Origin of the sequence: Rhizobium sp. RU20A (genome assembly GCF_900155885.1) — a bacterium.
In the GTDB taxonomy this organism is placed as follows: Bacteria; Pseudomonadota; Alphaproteobacteria; order Rhizobiales; family Rhizobiaceae; genus RU20A.
The window spans coordinates 67024-83608 of the sequence record NZ_FTMB01000003.1 but is presented as its reverse complement, the minus strand read 5'-3'; the positions used below and the strand labels follow the sequence as shown (position 1 = coordinate 83608).

The window sequence follows — 16585 nt, the reverse complement described above, 5'->3', positions numbered from 1 at the left end:
CGGAGCCGCCCGATGATAAAGTGGCTGCGGACGGCGCTTGCGGCGACCCTGCTGATCCTCTTCACACTGGTTCTTCTGCCAGTGCAGCTTGTCTGCCTGCGCTTCGACCTCAGGCTTCGCCGCCTTCTCCCCCGCGTGTGGCACAAGGCCGCCTGCCATGCGCTCGGCATTCGCGTGCGCGTCCATGGCGACCTCAACCCCCATCGTCCGCTGATGCTCGCCTCCAACCACGTCTCGTGGAAGGACATCGTCGTACTCGGCTCGGTGGCCGATGTGGTCTTCATCGCCAAGTCGGAGGTGAAGGCTTGGCCCGTTTTCGGCCTTCTCGCCCGCCTTCAGGCGACCATCTTCATCGAGCGGGAGCAAAAGCGCAGCACCGGCGATCAGGTCAACGAGATCGGCCGGCGACTGGCGGCCGGCGAGATTGTCGTGCTCTTTCCGGAAGGCACGACGTCCGACGGCAACCGCCTGCTGGAGATCAAGACCTCGCTCTTCGGCGCGGCCGCCTCCGCCGTGCCGCTCTCGCCGACCGGGCTCGTCCACGTTCAGCCCGTTGCGCTCTGTTACACCGGCGTCTACGGCATGCCCATGGGCCGCTTCCACCGCACCATCGCCGGTTGGCCGGGCGACATTGGGCTGGTGCCGAGCCTGATGGGCCTGCTGCGGGCCGGCGCCATCGATGTCGACGTGGTCTTCGGGGAAGCGGTCGTTTACGAGGCCACCAGCAACCGCAAGCTGGTCAGCCGCGAGATCGGCATCCGCATCCGCTCCATGCTCATCCGGCGCCTGCGCGGCCGCTGATAGCGGCCAAGGACTCTCGGGCCTTCATTTTACCGCGTCTTTCGACTATGGAGACGGCCATGAGCACCGAGATCGCCGCCCCGACGGCCGCCATGGCGGCCCCTGCATCCTCTGCCACGCCCAAGAAGGTCTTCCTCAAGACCTATGGCTGTCAGATGAACGTCTATGATTCCGACCGCATGTCGGATGCGCTGGCGAAGGACGGCTATGTCTCCACCGACAGCGTCGAGGATGCCGACCTCGTTCTGCTCAACACCTGTCATATCCGCGAAAAGGCGGCCGAGAAGGTCTACTCTGAACTCGGGCGCCTGCGCGAGATGAAGAAGGCGCGCGCCGCCGATGGCCGCGAGATGGTGATCGGCGTCGCCGGCTGCGTGGCGCAGGCGGAAGGGGCCGAGATCATCCGCCGCTCGCCCGCTGTCGATCTCGTCGTGGGACCGCAGACCTACCACCGCCTGCCACAGTTCCTGGCCCGTGCGCGCGCCGGCGAGCGCGTCATCGAAACGGACTATGCGATCGAGGACAAGTTCGAACATCTGCCGATGCCGGACAAGGCGCGCACGCGCGCCCGCGGCGTGACGGCGTTTCTGACCGTGCAGGAAGGCTGCGACAAGTTCTGCACCTTCTGCGTGGTGCCCTATACGCGCGGCTCCGAGGTCTCGCGCCCCGTTGCCCAGATCGAGGCGGAGGCGCGCCGACTGGTGGAGGCCGGCGTGCGCGAACTGACCCTGCTCGGCCAGAACGTCAATGCCTGGCATGGCGTCGGTCCCGACGGCACGGAATGGACGCTCGGCCATCTCCTCGCGCATCTCAGCGACATTGAGGGCCTCGCCCGGCTGCGCTACACGACCAGCCATCCGCGCGACATGGATGATGCGCTGATCGAGGCGCACCGGGACCTGCCGAAACTGATGCCCTACCTGCACCTGCCCGTTCAGTCCGGCTCCGACCGCATCCTGAAAGCCATGAACCGGCGCCACAAGGCCGCCGATTACGTGGCGCTGATCGAGCGGATCCGTGCCGTCCAGCCGGATCTCGCACTGTCGGGCGATTTTATCGTCGGCTTCCCCGGCGAGACGGACGAGGACTTCGAGGACACGATGCGGCTCATCGAGACTGTGGGTTATGCACAGTCCTACTCCTTCAAATATTCGACCCGCCCCGGCACGCCCGGCGCCGATCTGACCGACCAGGTGCCGGAGGATGTGAAGTCCGAACGGCTGGAACGCCTGCAGGCTCTGCTCTTTGCCCAGCAGACGGCCTTCCAGAAGGCCTGCGTCGGGCGCGAGATCGATCTCCTGATCGAAAAGCCAGGCCGCCTGCCCGGACAGGTCGTGGGACGCTCGCCCTGGCTCCAGCCTGTGATTGTTGATGCAAAGACATCGCAAATCGGTGACATTATCAGGGTACGAATCACCGCAGCCGGCACCAACAGCCTCCATGCCGAGGTCGCGTGAGGACCGGACTGCCAATGGACGGAGCCTGACCGCTTGAACGGACACGAATTGATGACGTCGCCCTCGCGCCAGTCGAAAGCCTCAACGGCCGGTGCCAATCACTTCGTGCTCACCTTCGAGAACAACCGCTACGCCAGCGAACTCTTCGGCCAGTTCGACCAGAACCTGAAGCTGATCGAGGAGCGCCTGCACATCGACGCCCGCCCGCGCGGCAATTCGGTCTCGATTTCCGGCGATATCGCGGCCACCAACCAGGCCCGCAACGCACTCGACTATCTCTATGACCGGCTGCTGAAGGGCGGCACGATCGAGAAATCCGATGTCGAGGGTGCCATCCGCATGGTGCAGGCCGCCGACGACCAGTTGCAACTGCCCACCATGGAGCGGAAAGCCAAGTTGAACCTCGCGCAGATCTCGACACGCAAGAAGACCATCGCCGCTCGCACGCCGACGCAGGACGTCTACATGCGCGCGCTGGAGCGCTCCGAACTCGTCTTCGGCATCGGCCCGGCCGGCACCGGCAAGACCTATCTCGCCGTCGCCCATGCCGCCCAACTCTTGGAGCGCGGCGCGGTCGATCGCATCGTGCTCTCGCGCCCGGCCGTCGAGGCCGGCGAACGCCTCGGCTTCCTGCCCGGCGACATGAAGGAAAAGGTCGATCCTTATCTGCGCCCGCTCTATGACGCGCTGTACGACATGATGCCGGGCGACAAGGTGGAACGCGCCATTCAGGCCGGCGTCATCGAAATCGCGCCGCTCGCCTTCATGCGCGGCCGCACGCTCGCCAACGCCGCCGTCATCCTCGACGAAGCCCAGAACACGACATCGATGCAGATGAAGATGTTCCTGACGCGCCTCGGCGAAAATGGCCGCATGATTGTCACCGGCGATCCCAGCCAGGTGGACCTGCCGCGCGGCGTCAAATCCGGCCTCGTCGAGGCGCTGCAGATCCTGCGCGACGTCGAAGGCGTCTCCGTTGTCCGCTTCAAGGATGCGGACGTGGTGCGCCACCCGATGGTGGCCCGGATCGTGCGGGCCTACGAGGCACAGACCGCGGTGATGGACGAAAGCGAGCGGGGCGGAGACCGCTAGGCCGGTCTCCGATCATCATGGCACGCCTGGACATCCAGATTTCCCGCGAAGAGGGCGATTGGGCAGAGGAGGAAGCGCTTCTCGACGAGGCACGCCGCGTCCTCGAATTTGCCGCCGGTTTCCTCGCGGTCGAGGAGGATCAGCCCTTTGCCCGCCAGCCGGTCGAAGTCTCCCTCGTCTTCACCAACGACGCAGAGATCCGCACCATCAATGCCCAATGGCGCGGCTTCGACAAGCCGACCAATGTCCTGTCCTTCCCGGCTTCACCGATCCAGCCCGGCGACATGCCCGGCCCCATGCTCGGTGACATCATCATCGCGCAGGAGACCGTGGCGCGGGAGGCGAGCGAGCAGGAAAAGCCGTTCGAGGCGCATCTGACGCACCTCCTGGTGCATGGCTTCCTGCATCTTTTTGGCTACGACCACGTTGACGAGGACGACGCCGAGGAGATGGAAGGGCTTGAGACTCGCATTTTGGCCGGTCTTGGGTTATCTGATCCCTACGGGGACACCGATCCGGTGTGACTTTGACCCGGTTTGACAGTTTGGAACAATGAACGATTTCAAGACAGGACCTTTGACGGTCAACAAGGACGAGGCGGACGCCGCGTCTTCAGACGAGGCTGGCAGTACAAGCGCCGCCTCGCGAGCCGAGAGCGGGCGATCGAACAGCACCTTCTGGCAGCGGGCAGCCCGCATCTTCCGGGCCGGCAGCTCCGCAAACCTTCGCGAAGATCTTGCCGATGCCCTGATGACCGAGGGCGGCAGCGATGATGCCTTCTCCCCCGCCGAGCGCGCCATGCTCAACAACATCCTGCGCTTTCGGGAAATCCGGGTCGAGGACGTCATGGTGCCGCGCGCCGATATCGAGGCGGTGGACCAGAGCATCACGCTTGGCGAATTGATGGTGCTTTTCGAGGAGTCCGGCCGCTCGCGCATGCCGGTATACAGCGAAAGCCTCGATGATCCCCGAGGCATGGTCCACATCCGCGACCTTCTCGCCCACGTCACCAAGCAGGCCCGCAACAAGCGTCGCAATGGCGCGCGCGCCGCTGCCGCCGACAAGGCGGAGAAGCCTGAAAAACCGACCCGCCAGCCGCGCGCCGAATTCGACCTCGGCCGCGTCGATCTGACGAAAACGGTGGAAGAGGCCGGCATCATCCGCAAACTGCTTTTCGTGCCGCCTTCCATGCCGGCGCTCGATCTCATGCAGCGCATGCAGGCCGCCCGCATCCAGATGGCGCTCGTCATCGATGAATATGGCGGCACGGACGGCCTCGCCTCGCTGGAAGACATCGTCGAAATGGTCGTTGGCGATATCGAGGACGAGCATGACGACGAAGAGGTGATGTTCGCCCGTACCTCCGACGATATTTTCGTGGCCGATGGCCGCGTCGAACTCGAGGAGATCGCCAAGGCGATCGGCCCGGATTTCGACGTGACCGAACAGATCGAGGACGTCGACACGCTCGGTGGCCTGATCTTCGCGGCGCTCGGCCGCATTCCGGCTCGCGGCGAGGTGGTGCAGGCCATTCCAGGCTTCGAATTTCAGGTGCTCGATGCCGATCCGCGCCGCGTCAAGCGGGTCCGGATCATGCGCCGGCGCGCGCTGGCCGTACGCCGGCGGGTCAAGGAAGAGCCGGTGCCGGAAGAAGTGGCGCCCGCCGCCTCGGCGATCACCGAGCCTGTGCTCTCGCCGGACGGACCCTCCGCCACCGACTCCCGCAATTGAATAGGACGGCCGGCCCCGCAACGGCCGGTCGATTTGCATGGGCGCGGTCAAGCGCGCCATGCGGCCCTGGGGTATCGCTTGGTGACGGGCGCGCCAAACCTCCCGCTTCGCGCAACGTCGCCATGGGAGGACAAATCCACGCAATTTTGGAAGACTGCGCGGTGATTCGCGGGGCTGTCGTTATGGGGACGGCCAGGCGCGTCAGACCTGCAGCGGCGGCTTGTGGCTGTCGGCACGGTGACGGTGAGGGGAACAAGGCATGGAAAGACTGGCGAGCCGCGTGATCCTGTCCTCGGGGATTGCGCGGGCATTCCTGGCCATGTTGGCCGGCGCGCTTGCCGTGCTCGCGCAGGCGCCCTTCTTCATCATCGTCACGCCGTTCATCTCCTTCACCCTGCTCGTCTGGCTGATCGACGGTGCGACCGGCAAGGCCGGCGCGGGCATGGTCCGGCGGCGCCTGCCGGCATTTCTCGTCGGCTGGTGGTTTGGTTTTGGCTATTTCCTTGCCGGCCTCTGGTGGCTCGGCGCCGCCTTCCTCGTAGAGGCGGAGGATTTTGCCTGGGCGATGCCGCTCGCCATCATCGGCCTGCCGGCCTTCCTCGCCTTCTATTTCGGCTTCGCCACGCTGCTGGCGCGCCTCTTCTGGTCGGAGGGGGCAGGGCGCATCTGCGCGCTCGCCGCCGCCTTTGGTCTCTTCGAGTGGCTGCGCGCCTTTCTCTTTACCGGCTTTCCATGGAATGCGATCGGCTATGCGGCCATGCCGGTGCCGCTGCTGATGCAGTCAGATGGCGCCATTGGCCTGTGGGCCGTGACCACGCTCGCCGTCTTCGTTTTCGCAACGCCCGCTTTGTTCGGCACGCGTCGCGGCCTCGTGCCGGGTCTTGCCGTCGCGGTGCTGCTGGTCGCAGCCCATGTGGGCTATGGCGCCTTTGCGCTTGGCCGCCCCGCACCGGCAGCGCTGGAGCCTGTCCTGCCCATCCGCCTTGTCCAGCCGGTGATCGATCAGGCCAAGAAGCTCGATGATGCCGAGCGCGGCCAGATCTTCGAAGAGCATCTGGCGCTGAGCGCCGCCGCGCCAGCCGATGGCCGCCCGAAGCCGAAGGTCATCGTCTGGCCGGAGACGTCGATTCCCTTCATTCTGACGCTCAATCCGGATGCGCTGGTGCGCATCGCCGATGTGCTTGAGGAGGGCCAGGTGCTCATTGCCGGTGCCGTGCGTTCGGAAGATGCGGGCCCCGGCCTCCCGCCGCGCTACTACAATTCCGTCTATGTCATCGACGACCGCGGCCAGATCGTCGCCGCCGCCGACAAGGTCCATCTCGTGCCCTTCGGCGAGTACCTGCCTTTCGAAAACCTGCTGAAGGAAGCCGGCCTCCAGGCTTTGGCCGCCTCTATGCCGGGCGGCTATTCGGCCGCCGCTGCCCATCAGCCGCTGACACTGCCGGGTGGCAAGGTCTTTTACCCGCTTGTCTGCTACGAGGCGATCTTCCCCGACGAGATCGACGCGGCGCCGCTGACGACCGACGCGCTGCTAAACGTCACCAATGACGGCTGGTTCGGCAATACGCCAGGTCCCTTCCAGCATTTCCACCAAGCGCAGTTGCGGGCGGTCGAAACGGGGCTGCCGCTCATTCGCGTTGCCAACACCGGCGTTTCCGCCGTCATCACGCCGCGCGGCGTTGTTGTGGATGGCCTCCAACTCAATGCCAAGGGTTTCGTGGATGTCGATCTGCCGGCCAAGGAAGCACGGCCCGTGCCGCGTCCCTGGCAGACGCGCGGCTTCCTGATCGGATGTGCGCTATTGCTTACGGTTGCGCTGATTTCGCGTAAAAGTTACGCCTGAGCGGTCAATTGACCGCAAACCCCTAAAATTGCATAGTGACCGAAGGGGTTAACTTCAACCATGCTGACGCCGGGAGAGGGACGTGTCTGTCATCCCGGCCAAGACTGGCATAATGTGCCGGGCTGAGTTCACCGCGAAAGCGTTCCCTAGGGATTATGACGATGATTGAGAACAAGAAGAAGCCCAATCCGATCGACATCCATGTCGGTAGCCGGATCAGGCTTCGCCGCACCATGTTGGGCATGAGCCAGGAAAAGCTCGGTGAACAGCTCGGGATCACCTTTCAGCAGATCCAGAAGTACGAGAAGGGCACCAATCGCGTTGGTGCCAGCCGTCTGCAGAACATTTCCGGCATCCTCAACGTCCCGGTCTCGTTCTTCTTCGAGGATGCCCCCGGTGAGGCCGGCGCTGCCCAACCCGGCATGTCCGAGGTGGCAAGCTCGAACTACGTCGTCGATTTCCTCTCCTCCTCCGAAGGCCTGCAGCTCAACCGCGCCTTTGTGAAGATCGCTGACCCGAAGGTCCGTCGCAAGATCGTCGATCTCGTCAAGGCGATCGCCACGGACGCCGATGTGGATTAGACGATCTCTCCGGCGACCGCCGTTGCGACGGCGCGCTGAATGACGCCACCGCTCCTCTAGGTTCGGGCAAGCGTGAAAGATCAAAACAGCGGCCTGTGGGCCGCTTTTTTGTTGGGGTGGCACATAAAGATATATTTATATCGTTCTGCCTATATGCTAACGCCAGATCGCAACCAGCTCTGCCAGCTCTTTCTTTGAGGGGACTTCCCGATGCGTGCCAACTATCTCTTCACCAGCGAGTCCGTGGCGGAAGGCCATCCGGACAAGGTCTGCGACCGCATTTCCGATGAAATCGTCGATCTCGTCTACCGCGAAGCGGCCAAGACCGGTGTCGATCCTTGGACGGTGCGCATCGCCTGCGAGACCCTGGCGACCACCAACCGCGTCATCATTGCCGGTGAAGTGCGCCTGCCGCCGAGCCTGATGAAGAAGGACAAGGACGGCAAGGACGTCATCAATCCCTCCAAGTTCAAGTCCGCCGCCCGCAAGGCGATCCGTGACATCGGCTACGAGCAGGACGGTTTCAACTGGAAGACCGCGCGCATCGACGTGCTGTTGCATTCGCAGTCCGCCGACATCGCCCAGGGCGTCGACAATGCCGCCGACAAGCAGGGCGACGAGGGCGCGGGCGACCAGGGCATCATGTTCGGCTATGCCTGCCGCGAAACCGCCGAGCTCATGCCGGCACCGATCTACTATTCGCACCGCATTCTCGATCTGCTCGCCGCCGCCCGCAAGAAGGGCGAGGGTGACGCCGGCAAGCTCGGCCCGGACGCCAAGAGCCAGGTGACCGTTCGCTACGTGGACGGCAAGCCGACCGAGGCGACCTCCATCGTGCTCTCCACCCAGCATCTCGATGAAAGCTGGGATTCGGCCAAGGTGCGCTCGGTCGTCGAGCCCTTTATCCGCGAGGCGCTTTCCGACCTGAAGATCGCAGACGATTGCGCCTGGTACATCAATCCCACCGGCAAGTTCGTCATCGGCGGCCCGGATGGTGACGCGGGCCTCACAGGCCGCAAGATCATCGTCGACACCTATGGCGGTGCGGCTCCCCATGGTGGCGGTGCCTTCTCCGGCAAGGACACGACCAAGGTGGACCGCTCGGCTGCCTATGCCGCACGCTACATCGCCAAGAACGTCGTCGCTGCGGGCCTTGCCGATCGCTGCACGATCCAGATCTCCTACGCCATCGGCGTTGCCCAGCCGCTGTCGATCTATGTCGATCTGCACGGCACAGGCACGGTGACCGAGGACGAGGTCGAGGCCGCCATTCGCAAGGTCATCGACCTCTCGCCGTCGGGCATCCGCCGCCACCTCAACCTCAACAAGCCGATCTATGCCAAGACGGCCTCCTACGGTCATTTCGGCCGCAAGGCCGGCCGCGACGGCTCCTTCTCCTGGGAGAAGCTCGATCTGGTGAAGCCGCTGAAGGACGCCCTGAAGGGCTGACACGCGGACCATCTCGCATTATGAGGGCGGGTGCTTCCGGAAGGAGGCACCCGTTTTCACATCCGGCGACCCTGCGGGTGCCGCCACGACCGACCGCCTGGAGACATGAGCCGATGACCGACGAGCCCCGCGCCAGCCGCGCCAGCGAAGCCTTCTTCGGCCGTCGCAAGGGCAAGCCGTTGCGCAGTCGGCAGGCCGAGCAACTGGACACGATCCTGCCGCGCCTGCGGCTGGACCTTGCCAATCCTGCGCCGGCGGACCTGAAGGCGCTTTTCCCCGATGGGATCGAGCGCCTCAGGCTGGAAATCGGCTTCGGCGGCGGCGAGCATCTCATCCACCGCGCCGTCGAGGAGCCAAAGACCGGCTTCATCGGCGTCGAGCCCTTCGTCAACTCCATCGCGAAACTGGTGGCGCAGGTGGAGGAGAGGGGGCTCTCCAACATCCGCCTGCATGATGACGACGCAACCGTTGTGCTCGACTGGTTGCCGACGGCCAGCCTCGACCAGATCGACCTGCTCTATCCCGATCCTTGGCCGAAGCGGAAGCACTGGAAGCGCCGCTTCGTCTCCGTCGTCAATCTCGATCGTTTCGCGCGCGTCTTGAAGCCCGGTGGCCGTTTCTGCTTCGCCTCCGACATAGATACCTATGTGAACTGGACCCTGCTGAAGACGCGTGCTCACGGCGCCTTCGACTGGCCGGCGCAAAGCTCGGCCGATTGGCTGACGCCCTATGCGACCTGGCCGAGCACGCGCTACGAAGCCAAGGCAAGGCGCGAAGGCAGAAGCTCCGCCTATCTCACCTTCATCCGCAGATAGAAACGTTTTGGAAGCGGCCGGATGTCCGGCCGCACAAGGACCGGTGATCAGTGCAGGCTGACGGTCTTCAACTCGTCTTCGGCCGCCTTGTAGAAGGTGCTGGAGCGATTGTCCGTAAGCAGGATCGGCGTTCCATCGGCGCCAAACAGCGCCCACAGATCGATGCCGGGATCCATGTCGGGTGCCTCGGGAAAGCACCGCGAGACGTCCTCAGACCGGATCTTGCGGATATAGCCGAATTCTCCGGCCCCAAAGCGGGCGAGATCATTCTTGGACATGGATGTGTTCAGACTTTTCAGTCCCATAGGCTCTGCTCCGTCGTCGGCGAGGGTGGAAGTGCCGACCTTCGCTTGAGCCTCAGTCTGAAACGGAAATGTTAATTTTCCGCACCATGCGGGCGGGTTCCGGGCGAACGAGATCAATGGAGAGCAGACCGTTGCGCAGCTCCGCGCCGAGCACCTGCATGCCGTCGGCCAGGACGAAGATGCGCTGGAACTGGCGCGCCGCAATGCCGCGATAGAGGTAGTCGCGTTCCTGCGTCTCCAACTGCCGACCGCGGATGACGAGCTGGTTCTCTTCCGTCGTCACATCGAGCTCGTCTTCGGAAAAGCCGGCGACCGCAAGCGTGATCCGCAATCTCTCGGGAAGATCCGAGGCCGCATCCCGGCCAATACGTTCGATATTGTAGGGAGGGTATCCGTCATTGCCCTTGGCAACGCGCTCCAGCGTCTTCTCCATGGCATCGAAGCCCAGAAGAAGGGGGCTGGTAAAGGTCGTCATCCTGCTCATCTCAAAGCCCTTGGCGTTCAAGCGACTTGGCGCCGCGCCCTCGGGCATCGGCCGGTGAATGGACCCCGCAGGCATCCATGGCCTGCAATATGGGAAGTGCGCCCAGCGAACGCAAGGCGCAATGGTCGCATTCCCCGCGCAAATCATCGTGCGCGATTTCAAATGCTTAAGCAGCCTCCACAAACAGCCTTGCCCGCTCGCAAGGAGCGACAGGGATGAAAATTCGCGTTAAAAGGCTTGCCTGCGATCGGCCCGATCGCGACAGGCTTTCAGGAGTGCAATCATGGCCGAGCGCCGCAAGATCATCATCGACACCGACCCCGGCCAGGACGACGCCGCCGCCATCATGCTGGCGCTGGCCAGCCCGGACGAGATCGAGGTTGTCGGCATCACCGCCGTCGCCGGAAACGTGCCGCTCGACTGGACCTCGCGCAACGCCCGCGTCATCTGCGAACTGTGCGGTCGCACCAACATCCCCGTCTTCGCCGGTGCCGAGCGGCCGCTGCTGCGCCAGCTCGTGACCGCCGAGCACGTGCACGGGCGCACCGGCATCGACGGGCCGCAGCCGGATCTGCCAGATCCGACCATGCCGCTGCAGGAGAAGCACGCGGTCGATTTCATTATCGACACGCTCCGGGGCGAGCCGGAGGGCACGATCACGCTCTGCACGCTGGGCGCGTTGACTAATATCGCCACCGCTCTGCAGCGCGCGCCCGACATCGCTCCGCGCGTGCGCCAGCTGATCATGATGGGCGGCGGCTATTTCGAGGGCGGCAACATCACGCCGGCCGCCGAATTCAACATCTATGTCGACCCGGACGCGGCCAAGATCGTCTTTGCCTCCGGCATCCCGATCGTCATGATGCCACTCGACGTCACCCACCGCGTGCTGACGCTGCGCCGGCGCGTGGAAAAGATCCGCGCCATCGGCACCGCACCGGCCATTGCGCTGGCCGAGATGCTGGACTTCTTCGAGCGCTTCGACGTGGAGAAGTACGGCAGTGACGGCGGCCCGCTGCATGACCCGACGGTCATCGCCTATCTCATCCGCCCCGAACTCTTCCGCGGCCGCGACTGCAACGTCGAGATCGAAACGGAGTCGGCGCTGACGGTCGGCATGACCGTTGTCGACTGGTGGCAGGTGACCAAGCGTCCGCACAATGCCCATGTCATGCGTTTCATCGATGACGAGGCCTTCTTCGAACTGCTGACGGAGCGCGTCGCGCGGCTTTGATGCGCGGCTGAGGTTGAAGCCATCTTAAAGGCGAAAGGCCCGGAGATCGCTCTCCGGGCCTTTCCTTATGGTGTCATCTGCGCGGTGCGGCAGGCTCAGAATTCTTCCCAGCTGTCGCTGCCCCCGCCGGAGGCTGCACGCTTCGGCGCACTGGCGCGGTGACTGGCGGGCTGAACATCCCGCGTCGGTGCGGCCGCGCGCATGGTCTGCGCGGTCTGGCGCAGGCGCGCCGCCGGGTTCGCTCCCATCCGCTGATGGCCGCCGGCGATGCGGAAGCGCGAGACGAGCTCGGAAAGCCGCATGGCCTCTTCGTTGAGGGCCATGCTGGAGGCTGTCGTCTCTTCCACCATGGCGGCATTTTGCTGGGTGACCTGGTCCATCTGGTTGACGGCCGCGTTGATCTCCTTGAGGCCGACGGCCTGCTCGCCGGCGGAGTTGGAGATCTGGCGGATGAGGCCGTTGATCTGCATGACCTGTGCGGAAATCTTCTGCAGCGCGTCGCCGGCCCGTCCGACGAGGTCCACGCCATCGCGAACCTGGCCCGCAGAGGCGTTGATGAGCCCCTTGATCTCCTTGGCGGCCGTTGCGGACCGCTGCGCGAGCTCGCGCACCTCCTGCGCCACGACCGCAAAGCCCTTGCCCGCTTCCCCGGCGCGCGCCGCTTCGACGCCGGCATTAAGGGCGAGCAGGTTGGTCTGGAAGGCGATGTCGTCGATGACGCCGATGATGCGGCTCATCTCGCCGGAGGATTGGGCAATACCCTGCATGGCGGTGATCGCCTGCTGCACAACTTCGCCGGACTGTTCGGCATCGCTGCTTGCCGCCTGGACGGAACTGGCCGCCGTGCGGGCATTGTCGGCGCTGGCATTCACCTGCGAGGTCAGCTCATCGAGCGCCGCCGCGGTCTCTTCGAGGCTGGCCGCCTGCTGTTCGGTGCGCTGCGAGAGATCGCCGGAGGCCGAGCTGATCTCGCCGGTGCCCGCGCCGATATTGGCCACGGCGGCGTTGACCGTCGTCACCGTCTGCTCGAGGCTTTCGATCGCGGTGTTGAAGTCGCGCTTGATCTGGGCGTATTCGCCCGGGAAGTCGTCGACGATCCGGTAGGTCAGATTGCCGGTCGACAGTTCCGACAGGCCGGCGGCGAGCTTGTTGACGATGTCACGCTGCAGGGCGGCGCTCGCGGTGCGCTCCTGTTCGCTGCGCTGACGCTCGCCCTCGGCGGCGGTGCGCTGGCGTTCGCTTTCCGCTTCGAGGCGGTGGGTATCGGCCAGCTTGTGACGGAAGCCTTCCAGCGCCCGGGCGACAAGCCCGGTTTCATCCGTATTGGTCTGTCCCCCCACCGGCTGGTCGTAATCGCCATTGCTGAGCGCACCGACGTCCCGCATCAGGCCGTTCAGGGGACGCTGGATCAGATGGCGCACGGTGAGATAGAGCGCGACAAGCACGACCAAAAGAACGGCTAGCCCGCCGATGATCATCATGTAGGTCTGCTGGTAGACCGGCGCGCTGATGACGGCGGTCGGGACATCGATGAGCAGCACCCAGCGGGCATTGAGACCCGGCAGTTGGAAGGGCATCACCAGACGATGCACATCCTGGCCGTCACGTCCGGCAATGCCTTCGAGCTGGGTGGTCTTTCCTTCGGCAAGAGCGGCCTTCACCGCATCGGCGCCGGGACCGTCGACATCCTTCATCATGACATCCGGGGAGGGGCCGACCAGCCATTTCATGTCCTGGGACACCAGCATCACATTGCCGGTGCCGAAGGGGCGCATCGACGAAACGCGTTCGCTGAGCGAGCCGAGCGAGATATCCACCCCGCCGACGCCGATCATCTTGCCGTTGGAGAAAACCGGATAGGCGATCGAACTCATCGTGGTCGGCACATCCGTGCCTTCTGCCAGATAGGGCTTGGTGATCGCGCCCTTGCCGCTCCTGGCCGCCGCATCATACCACTCGGCCGCGTAGTTGGCTGCGAAGGTGGACAGCTGCGCCTGCCCATCCTTGTTCTTCGACCAATAGGGCGTGAAGGCACCATCCTTGTTGCCGCCCTTGGCAAGGTCGTCCTTGATGACCTTGCCGTCGAAGGCTTCAGGGGCCTCCGCGAACCAGCTTCCGAAGGCAAAGGCATGCTGTTCCAGATTGGCCTTCAACATGGTGATCGTACCCTCGCGATCGATCCTGCCGTCCTGATGGGCCCGTCCGATCGCGCCCATCATCGTACGCGCCGCACTCGCAAGCTCGCCGACGCTCTCGCCGATATCGGCGGCGATCGCCTTGGCTTCGGAGCCGGCTTGCTGCGACACCAGGGTCGTCACGCGCTCTTGCGTCTGCGTGATGAGAACCACGTTGGAGGCGACCAGAACCACGGCAACCGTTGCGGCGGTGACCGTCATCAGCTTGGCAGCCAGTGTCTTGGGAAGGAGGGACAGCATGAGATACTCCGGGCGTCATGCCCCCGGACCATCCTCGTCTGGAGCAAGGATCAGGAATGGGAGCGAATAAGATCTTCTGGCCGCACGATCCTTGATAACTGTTAACATTCTAATGAAATCTCCGCACGACAAATGGTGTCACGGAAAGTTCATAAGCCCGGGTCGGAGGGTGCCCTCCGCAGAGTCGAGCCGCTTTCCGCCGCTACAGATCCTTTGAAAGCCTGAGCGCATCGTAGATTGCGGCGTGGGTGTTGCGCGCGGCGACGGCGTCCCCGATCCGGAAGAGCTGGTAGGCGCCTTCGGGATTGCGCTCAACGACCTGCGGCGCGCCGGAAAGCAGCGCGTCGTAGGAGACCTCCCCAAGATTTCTCGAACCCGGCTTCAGTTCGAAATAGAGCTCGTCCAGCGGAATGGTGCCGTGGTTGACGACGATCTGATCGACGATGCGCTGGCGGGAGACGCCGCCATAATCGCTGCCGACATGGGCGACGATCTGGTTGTCGCGCCGCTCCGCCGCCTCCAGCCGCCAGGTGACGGTAAACGTCGTGTCGAGCTTCTGCAGGGCGCGCATGTAGGGCACGAGGTTCATGGCCATGACCTCGGGTGCGAAGGAACGGTCCGGCGTCATGATCTCGACCTTGCCCCCGGCCTTGGCGATGATTTCCGCCGCCTGCAGCCCGGCATGGTCGCCGGCATCGTCGTAGACGAGCACATTGCTGCCCGGCCGCACATCGCCCGAAATGATGTCCCAGGAGGAGACGACGAGATCGTTGCCCGCTGACAGAACCTCTGTATGCGGCAGGCCGCCGGTGGCGATGATGACGACATCGGGGCCCTCGGCCGTGATCGTCGCGGCATCGGCGAAGGTGTTGAAATGGAAGATCACGCCTAGCTTCTCGCACTGCGTCATCCGCCAGTCGATGATGCTCATCATCTCGCGCCTGCGCTCGCTTTGCGCCGTCAGGCGGATCTGCCCGCCGGGGTTGTTTGCTGCCTCGAAGACGACGACCTCATGGCCGCGCTCGCCGCACACGCGCGCCGCCTCGAGCCCCGCCGGCCCGGCCCCCACGATGACGACTTTGCGGCGAACATCCGCCTTCGCCAGCGTGTGCGGCATGGTCTCTTCGCGCCCGGTCGCGGGATTGTGGATGCAGAAGGCCAGCCCGCCCTGATAGATGCGGTCGAGACAGTAGTTTGCGCCGACGCAGGGGCGGATGTCGTCCTCGCGTTTCTCCATGATCTTGCGTACGATATGCGGGTCGGTCATGTGCGCGCGCGTCATGCCGATCATGTCCACCTTGCCGGCCGCAATGGCGTGGCGGGCGGTTGCGACGTCCTGGATCTTTGCCGCATGGAAGGTCGGGAAACGGGTCGCGGCACGGATTTCGCCGGCAAAATCCAGATGCGGCGCGCTCGCCATGCCCTGGATGGGAATGAGATCCGTCAGGCCGGGATCCGTGTCGATATGGCCGCGCACCACGTTGAGGTAGTCGATGAGGCCGCTGTCGCGCAGCCGCCGCGAGATTTCGATCCCCTCGTCCCGCCCCGTCCCCCCGGGAAGACATTCGTCGGCCGTGTAGCGCACGCCCAGGATGAAGTCATTGCCGACCCGCGCGCGCATGGCCTTGAACACGTCGAAACAGAAGCGCATGCGATTGTCGAGCGAGCCGCCGTAGGGGCCGTCCAGCTCGTTGGTCAGCGGCGAGGTGAACTGGTCGATGAGATGGCCGTAGGCCTCAAGCTCGACGCCATCCATGCCGCCCGCCTTCATGCGCTCGGCCGCATCGGCGAAATCCTTGATGATGCGCGCAATATCCCAGTCTTCCAGCTTCTTGGGAAAGGCCCGGTGCGCGGCCTCGCGGTGGTGCGAGGGGGCGACAACCGGCAGCCAGTCGCCCTTGTCCCAGCGCGTGCGCCGGCCAAGATGCGTCAGCTGGATCATGATCGCCGCACCCGTCTCGTGGACCGCATCGGTCATCTTGCGGATCCACGGAACGATCTCGTCCTTGTAGGCGAGGAGATTGTTGAAAACGGGCGGGCTGTCCTTCGAGACCGCCGCGGACCCTGCCGTCATCGTCAACGCGACGCCGCCCTTCGCCCGCTCTACCGTATAGGCCCGGTAGCGCCCCTTCGGCATGCCGTCTTCGGGATAGGCTGGTTCATGCGAGGTCACGATGATGCGGTTGCGCAGGGTCAGATGCTTGAGCTGGAAGGGCTGAAGCAGGGGATCGTTCGACATGAGCCGGGCTCCGTTTGAAGGGATTTCGGCAACGGTAAACAGGAGTGTACACAGGTGTCAAGAATGAAAGCATGGGTGTACATTCACTTGCCGACATCAGGTTGATTGGCTAGGAGAGG

At 64.3% G+C, this 16585-nt stretch carries 14 protein-coding genes; 10 read left to right on the top strand and 4 right to left on the bottom strand.

The genetic code is table 11. The features are described 5' to 3' along the window. The first annotated feature begins 12 nt into the window (after positions 1 to 12). The 9 genes from F3H41_RS10875 to F3H41_RS10835 all read left to right on the top strand — a co-directional run bounded on the left by F3H41_RS10875 (position 13) and on the right by F3H41_RS10835 (position 9769). Positions 13 to 801, top strand: coding sequence for a lysophospholipid acyltransferase family protein (locus F3H41_RS10875; RefSeq protein ID WP_149738701.1), 789 nt, complete (start codon positions 13 to 15; stop codon positions 799 to 801). Between the two features lie 92 nt (positions 802 to 893). Further along, positions 894 to 2258: a tRNA (N6-isopentenyl adenosine(37)-C2)-methylthiotransferase MiaB gene (miaB, locus tag F3H41_RS10870; RefSeq protein WP_244616177.1), complete on the top strand. Its 1365-nt coding sequence runs from the start codon at positions 894 to 896 to the stop codon at positions 2256 to 2258. A 33-nt stretch (positions 2259 to 2291) separates the two neighbouring features. Further along, on the top strand, positions 2292 to 3350 hold the full coding sequence (locus tag F3H41_RS10865) for a PhoH family protein (protein WP_149738699.1): 1059 nt from the start codon (positions 2292 to 2294) through the stop codon (positions 3348 to 3350). Between the two features lie 17 nt (positions 3351 to 3367). Next, positions 3368 to 3874, top strand: coding sequence for an rRNA maturation RNase YbeY (gene ybeY / locus F3H41_RS10860; RefSeq protein WP_149738698.1), 507 nt, complete (start codon positions 3368 to 3370; stop codon positions 3872 to 3874). 28 nt (positions 3875 to 3902) lie between these two features. Then, entirely contained in the window at positions 3903 to 5081 is a 1179-nt protein-coding gene (locus F3H41_RS10855) for a hemolysin family protein (RefSeq protein ID WP_149738697.1), read from the top strand. Positions 5082 to 5340: 259 nt separating this feature from the next. Then, entirely contained in the window at positions 5341 to 6924 is a 1584-nt protein-coding gene (gene lnt / locus F3H41_RS10850) for an apolipoprotein N-acyltransferase (protein WP_149738696.1), read from the top strand. Positions 6925 to 7085: 161 nt separating this feature from the next. Then, the gene (locus F3H41_RS10845; protein WP_149738695.1) at positions 7086 to 7505 is read left to right on the top strand and encodes a helix-turn-helix domain-containing protein; all 420 of its coding nucleotides are present in this window, start codon (positions 7086 to 7088) and stop codon (positions 7503 to 7505) included. 210 nt (positions 7506 to 7715) lie between these two features. Beyond that, the gene (gene metK / locus F3H41_RS10840) at positions 7716 to 8954 is read left to right on the top strand and encodes a methionine adenosyltransferase (RefSeq protein ID WP_149738694.1); all 1239 of its coding nucleotides are present in this window, start codon (positions 7716 to 7718) and stop codon (positions 8952 to 8954) included. 113 nt (positions 8955 to 9067) lie between these two features. Then, on the top strand, positions 9068 to 9769 hold the full coding sequence (locus F3H41_RS10835) for a tRNA (guanosine(46)-N(7))-methyltransferase TrmB (protein WP_149738693.1): 702 nt from the start codon (positions 9068 to 9070) through the stop codon (positions 9767 to 9769). 47 nt (positions 9770 to 9816) lie between these two features. Here the strand turns inward: F3H41_RS10835 and F3H41_RS10830 are convergent, their stop codons facing one another. Then, complete coding sequence (locus tag F3H41_RS10830) at positions 9817 to 10074, bottom strand: DUF1150 family protein (RefSeq protein WP_149738692.1); 258 nt, start codon at positions 10072 to 10074, stop codon at positions 9817 to 9819. A 52-nt stretch (positions 10075 to 10126) separates the two neighbouring features. Further along, positions 10127 to 10558, bottom strand: coding sequence for an Hsp20 family protein (locus tag F3H41_RS10825; RefSeq protein WP_149738691.1), 432 nt, complete (start codon positions 10556 to 10558; stop codon positions 10127 to 10129). 283 nt (positions 10559 to 10841) lie between these two features. On the opposite strand from F3H41_RS10825, the gene F3H41_RS10820 reads away from it, so the two are divergent. Beyond that, positions 10842 to 11792, top strand: coding sequence for a nucleoside hydrolase (locus F3H41_RS10820; protein ID WP_149738690.1), 951 nt, complete (start codon positions 10842 to 10844; stop codon positions 11790 to 11792). A gap of 95 nt (positions 11793 to 11887) precedes the next feature. Here the strand turns inward: F3H41_RS10820 and F3H41_RS10815 are convergent, their stop codons facing one another. Together F3H41_RS10815 and F3H41_RS10810 are read right to left on the bottom strand one after the other, a co-directional pair. Continuing rightward, complete coding sequence (locus F3H41_RS10815) at positions 11888 to 14227, bottom strand: methyl-accepting chemotaxis protein (protein WP_149738689.1); 2340 nt, start codon at positions 14225 to 14227, stop codon at positions 11888 to 11890. A 202-nt stretch (positions 14228 to 14429) separates the two neighbouring features. Then, a complete protein-coding gene (locus tag F3H41_RS10810) occupies positions 14430 to 16466 on the bottom strand; it encodes an NADH:flavin oxidoreductase (protein WP_149738688.1) in 2037 nt (678 codons plus the stop codon). Between the last annotated feature and the right edge of the window lie 119 nt (positions 16467 to 16585).

What these genes read in the sequence shown, in the direction of transcription:
- F3H41_RS10875 (WP_149738701.1), top strand. Translation starts at nt 13, where the DNA reads ATGATAAAGTGGCTGCGGACGGCGCTTGCGGCGACCCTGCTGATCCTC.
- miaB (WP_244616177.1), top strand. Translation starts at nt 894, where the DNA reads ATGGCGGCCCCTGCATCCTCTGCCACGCCCAAGAAGGTCTTCCTCAAG.
- ybeY (WP_149738698.1), top strand. Translation starts at nt 3,368, where the DNA reads ATGGCACGCCTGGACATCCAGATTTCCCGCGAAGAGGGCGATTGGGCA.
- F3H41_RS10855 (WP_149738697.1), top strand. Translation starts at nt 3,903, where the DNA reads ATGAACGATTTCAAGACAGGACCTTTGACGGTCAACAAGGACGAGGCG.
- lnt (WP_149738696.1), top strand. Translation starts at nt 5,341, where the DNA reads ATGGAAAGACTGGCGAGCCGCGTGATCCTGTCCTCGGGGATTGCGCGG.
- F3H41_RS10845 (WP_149738695.1), top strand. Translation starts at nt 7,086, where the DNA reads ATGATTGAGAACAAGAAGAAGCCCAATCCGATCGACATCCATGTCGGT.
- metK (WP_149738694.1), top strand. Translation starts at nt 7,716, where the DNA reads ATGCGTGCCAACTATCTCTTCACCAGCGAGTCCGTGGCGGAAGGCCAT.
- F3H41_RS10835 (WP_149738693.1), top strand. Translation starts at nt 9,068, where the DNA reads ATGACCGACGAGCCCCGCGCCAGCCGCGCCAGCGAAGCCTTCTTCGGC.
- F3H41_RS10830 (WP_149738692.1), bottom strand. Translation starts at nt 10,074, where the DNA reads ATGGGACTGAAAAGTCTGAACACATCCATGTCCAAGAATGATCTCGCC.
- F3H41_RS10825 (WP_149738691.1), bottom strand. Translation starts at nt 10,558, where the DNA reads ATGAGCAGGATGACGACCTTTACCAGCCCCCTTCTTCTGGGCTTCGAT.
- F3H41_RS10820 (WP_149738690.1), top strand. Translation starts at nt 10,842, where the DNA reads ATGGCCGAGCGCCGCAAGATCATCATCGACACCGACCCCGGCCAGGAC.
- F3H41_RS10815 (WP_149738689.1), bottom strand. Translation starts at nt 14,227, where the DNA reads ATGCTGTCCCTCCTTCCCAAGACACTGGCTGCCAAGCTGATGACGGTC.
- F3H41_RS10810 (WP_149738688.1), bottom strand. Translation starts at nt 16,466, where the DNA reads ATGTCGAACGATCCCCTGCTTCAGCCCTTCCAGCTCAAGCATCTGACC.